This window comes from Kribbella sp., from assembly GCF_035655035.1.
Lineage (GTDB): Bacteria > Actinomycetota > Actinomycetes > Propionibacteriales > Kribbellaceae > Kribbella.
The window spans coordinates 1-4495 of record NZ_DASRVN010000103.1 but is presented as its reverse complement, the minus strand read 5'-3'; the positions used below and the strand labels follow the sequence as shown (position 1 = coordinate 4495).

General features: G+C 70.8%; 3 protein-coding genes and 1 pseudogene. 3 read left to right on the top strand and 1 reads right to left on the bottom strand.

Annotated features, from left to right (window positions below):
• Positions 1-386: pseudogene (locus VFF46_RS06060) on the bottom strand (hypothetical protein); the annotation flags it as partial.
• Between the two features lie 114 nt (positions 387-500).
• Here VFF46_RS06060 and VFF46_RS06055 point away from each other — a divergent pair.
• From VFF46_RS06055 to VFF46_RS06045, 3 genes are all read left to right on the top strand, one after another.
• Positions 501-1448 carry a helix-turn-helix domain-containing protein gene (locus VFF46_RS06055; RefSeq protein WP_325036024.1) on the top strand — a complete coding sequence of 316 codons (948 nt, stop codon included), beginning with the start codon at positions 501-503 and terminating at the stop codon, positions 1446-1448.
• Between the two features lie 100 nt (positions 1449-1548).
• Complete coding sequence (locus tag VFF46_RS06050) at positions 1549-3309, top strand: ABC transporter ATP-binding protein (protein ID WP_325036023.1); 1761 nt, start codon at positions 1549-1551, stop codon at positions 3307-3309.
• Positions 3306-4495 (top strand): ABC transporter ATP-binding protein (locus tag VFF46_RS06045; RefSeq protein ID WP_325036022.1); only part of this gene is annotated, 1190 nt, incomplete at its 3' end. The genes VFF46_RS06050 and VFF46_RS06045, both read left to right, overlap by 4 nt.

Genomic DNA, 4495 nt, shown 5'->3' with positions numbered 1-4495 from the left:
TGGGAGGTCGCGTCGTCGGCGTAGCCGTTCGCGACCAGGTAGTTGATGTCGAACAGACCCCGGTCGAGCACACCGGCCGAGAGGTACGGCAGGGCATCGTCCGGGACAACCAGGCGCTGCTGGCTGGTCTCCACCATCTGCAGGTGCGGCGTGTAGCCGTTGGGGCGGGCAACCGGCTGCAGCTGAACCTGTGAGGTCCCGTCCGGGTCAGGGGTCAGCGTGACCTTGTCACCCGTCACCAGCGTGACGGTGGTCGGCTTGGTGACGTGCGGAAGCTTCGGCACGACCTGCGGGGGCGGTGGAGCGGCGGCTGTGGGGTTCGGCGCGGACAGGACGGTGGCCAGCAGCGCCGTACCGAGGACGGCGGCCAGAGCTGAGCGTGACATGGGCGGCTCCTGCGATATCGATTTCCCAGGAGCATCAGATGGCGCGTCAGCGGTGTAAAGCCGTCCCCGCGACCGGTCTAGGTCAATGACTGAGATCGGTCATACGCTGAGCCGGTGCTGGAGCGCCTGGGGATCGACGCGGAGCAGGAGCAGGTGTACGAGCACGTGCTGACCCACCCGGGTCGTACGGCCGCAGAGGTCGCACAGGAACTCGGGGGCGCCGATCTTGACGCCCTGGTCGCCAAGGGACTGCTCCGGGTCGACAGCGGCAGGTACAGCGCCGTACCGCCGGCCCTGACGCTGCAGGGCCTGCTCGACGCCCGCCAGCTCGAGCTGGACCGGGCCGCCGCTCGGGTCCGGGAGCTGGAGCGGCTGCACAGCGCTGCGCCGTACGGCGCCCTGCCCGCACCGGTCGAGGTGGTACCCGGGCACCAGGCGCACGACTACCTGATGGCGATCCACCGGGCGACGCGTTCCGAAGTACGGGCATTCGAGACGCCGCCGTATGTGAAACCGATCTCAGTCGAGGACGCACAACCGGTGGCCGCGGCGATACAGCACGGCGTCGCGCACCGGATCGTGTACAGCCGGGCGGCGGTCGACGAGCAGGGGCTGGACACGCTGCTGGTCACCCTGTCGGTCGGCGAGCAGGCCCGGGTCACCGGCGACGTACCGATGCGGCTGGCGATCTACGACGACCGGATCGCGACGCTGCCGGCGGTCACCGGTACGCGGACCGACGAGGGGCTGCTGGTGGTCCGGCCGAGCGCGCTGCTGGACGCCTTGATCGCTTTGTTCGAACGGGTTTGGGCGTCGGCGCTGCCGCTCACGCTGACCGCCGAGGAGCCGGTCGAGGCGGCCGAGGCCGAGGACCGGATCCTGATCGCGCTGCTGTCGGCGGGCATGTCCGACCAGGCGATCGCCCGGCAGCTCGGGATCAGCCTGCGGACCGTCGGACGGCGGATCCAGCGGGTCCAGAACGGGCTGCACGCGCAGACCAGGTTCCAGGCCGGAGTGGCGGTCGGGCTGGCCCGTCCGGGCGCCGTACCCGGTCCGCGCTGAAAACGGTTTGACGGGCTGTCGGCGGCGGCACCTACGCTTGATCCATTCGCCTGGTCAGGCCCCTCTTTCTCACCCCTCCTATGCCTCATTGCGAGACGTCATGTCGTTGCGCCTCATTCCGTTCGCCGATCCGGGTGTGCCCGACACCCGGTCCGGCCTCCGACTCATCCTCTGGCTCGAGCACCAGCAGCTCCGCGGGCAGGTCCTCGCGGTGTTCTGGGGACTGGTGTTCTTCGGCGGCATCGCCGCCGCCCCGGTCGCGGTCGGGCTCGCCGTCCAGGCAGCCATCGACCTGTCCTGGCCCAAGCTGATCCTGTCCGGCGTGCTGCTGCTCGCCTTCGGTGCGGCCAAGGCCGGCGCCGACTCGTTCTTCCACCGGGCCGTGGTGACGAACTGGATCAGTACCGCGTCCCGCCTCCAGCAGCTGCTGTTCCGCAAGGCCGCCGAGCTCGGCTCGCTGCTCACCCGCCGGATCGCCGCCGGCGAGGTGGTCCAGGTGAGCAGCGGCGACGTCGAGAAGATCGGCTGGTTCGTCGAGGTGCTGGGCCGGTTCGTGGCCGCGCTGCTGACCTGCTTCGCGGTCGTCGTCGGCCTGCTGCTGTACGAACCCCGGCTCGGCCTGGTGGTCGCGGTCGCGGTCCCGGTGCTGGCGTTCTCGATCGTCCCGCTGATGGGTCCCGCGGAGCGCCGCGCGGACGAGCAGCGGGCCAAGGGCGGCCGGGCCACCGAGCTCGCCGCCGACACCGTCGCTGGGCTGCGCGTGCTGCGCGGCATCGGCGGTGAGCAGCTGTTCCTGGAGCGGTACCGCGCGGCCTCGCAGGAGTACCGAACGAGCGCCGTCCGGAGCGCCCGGATGTGGTCGCTGATCGCGGCGCTGCAAGTGCTGTTCTTCGGCCTGTTCCTGGTGGTCGTGGTGTGGATGGGCGTCGGCATGGTGACGTCCGGCCGGATCTCGGTCGGTGAGCTGGTCACGACGTACGGCTTCATCACGTTCATGCTGGTGCCGTTGCAGACGTTCGAGGAGACCGCAAGCGCGTTCATCTTCTCGAAGGTGTCGGCCCGGCGGGCCGCGCGGGTGCTGTCGCTGCAGCGCACCGACGAGACCAAGGCCACCGCCGAGGCGCAGCTGCCGGCGGGCGACCTGCTCGACCCGGTCACCGGCCTGCACGTCCCGGCCGGGAGCTTCACCGCGGTGGTCACCGGCGACCCGGACTCCGGCGGTCTGCTGGCCGACCGGCTCGGCGGCCACAGCCCGACGGCGAACGACGAGGCCTCCGTGCAGCTCGACGGTGTCGCGCTGGACGACCTCCCGCTGGACTCGGCGCGGACCGTTGCGCTGGTGCAGGACAAGGACCCGGTGCTGTTGTCAGGAACGGTGCGCGACCTGTTCGACGTGCCGGCCAGCGGTGCGGTCTCCGTGGAGACGGCACTGGACGCGGCGCAGTGCGAGGACATCCTCGACGTACTGCGGCAGTCGCTGCCCGCCGGTGAGACCGACGCGCTGAACGCGGTCCTGACCGAGCGGGGCAGGTCCCTGTCCGGTGGTCAGCGGCAGCGGGTGGCGCTGGCGCGGTCGCTGTACGTCGACCCGCAGGTGCTGGTGCTCGACGAGCCGACCAGTGCGGTCGACGCGCACACCGAGGCCCGGATCGCCGACGGCCTGCAGCTGCTGCGCCGTGGCCGGACCACCGTGGTGTTCACGTCCAGCCCGCTGATGCTGGACCGCGCGGAGCGGGTGGTGTTCGTGCCCGACGGCCGTGTGGCCGCTGTCGGTACGCACCACGAGCTGCTGCACACGAACGCGCAGTACCGCGCTGTCGTGACCCGTGAAGAAGAAGCAACGTTCGAGGAGTCGGTGTGAAGCGCCCTGAGTACGACCCGGCAGCTCCGCAGGAAGTAGTGCGGCTCCCGGTGGCGCAGGGGACGACTGTCCGCGCTTACATCAAGACGCTGTTCCTCAGGCACCGGCGGCAGTTCCTGTGGCTGACCGCGGTGAACACGGTCGCGGCACTCAGCGGCATGGTCGGTCCGTGGCTGCTCGGCAACGTCGTGCAGAAGCTGTCCGAGGGCCGCACCGACGTCAAGCTGCCGTCCGTCGTGATCGGGTTCCTGATCGCGCTCGCGGTGCAGACGGTGTTCACCCGGTTGACCCGGCTACGCGGTGCGGTGCTCGGCGAGGAGATGCTCGCCGATCTCCGCGAGGACTTCCTGGTCCGCGCGGTCGGCCTGCCGCCGGGCGTGCTGGAGCGGGCCGGTACGGGTGACCTGCTGTCCCGGATCACCACCGACATCGACCGGCTGTCGCACGCGATGCGGGACGCCGTACCGCAGCTGACGATCGCGATCATCTGGGCGTCGCTGCTGATCGGCGCGCTGATCGTGACCGCGCCGGCGTTGGCCGTGGCGGTGGTGATCGCGGCGCCGATCCTGATCATCGGCGGCCGGTGGTACTTCCGGCGCGCGCCTTCGGCGTACCGGTCCGAGGCGGCCGGGTACGCCGCGGTCGCCTCGGCGCTGGCCGAGACGGTCGACGCGGGCCGGACCGTCGAGTCGCACCGGCTGGGGCACCGCCGAGTCCAGTTCGGTGACACCCGGATCGGCCAGTGGGTCGCCTGGGAGCGGTACACGCTGTACCTGCGGATGATCCTGTTCCCGGTCGTCAACATGACCCACACGGTCGCGCTGGCGGCGGTGCTGGTCATCGGCGGCGGGTTCGCGATCCAGGGCTGGCTGACGGTCGGTGCGCTGACCACCGGCGCGCTCTACATCCAGCAGCTGGTCGAGCCGGTCAACATGATGATCCGCTGGTACGACGAGCTCCAGGTGGCGCAGGTGTCGCTGGCGCGGCTCGTCGGTGTCCGCGAGGTCGAAACGGCTGCCACGGCGAGCGAGGCCGAGCCGGACGGGCGGACCGTGCTGGCGGACGACGTACGGTTCGGGTACCTCGAGGGTCGCGACGTGCTGCACGGCGTGACGCTGACCGTCGAGCCAGGTGCCCGGGTGGCACTCGTCGGGCCGTCCGGTGCGGGCAAGTCGACGCTCGGCCG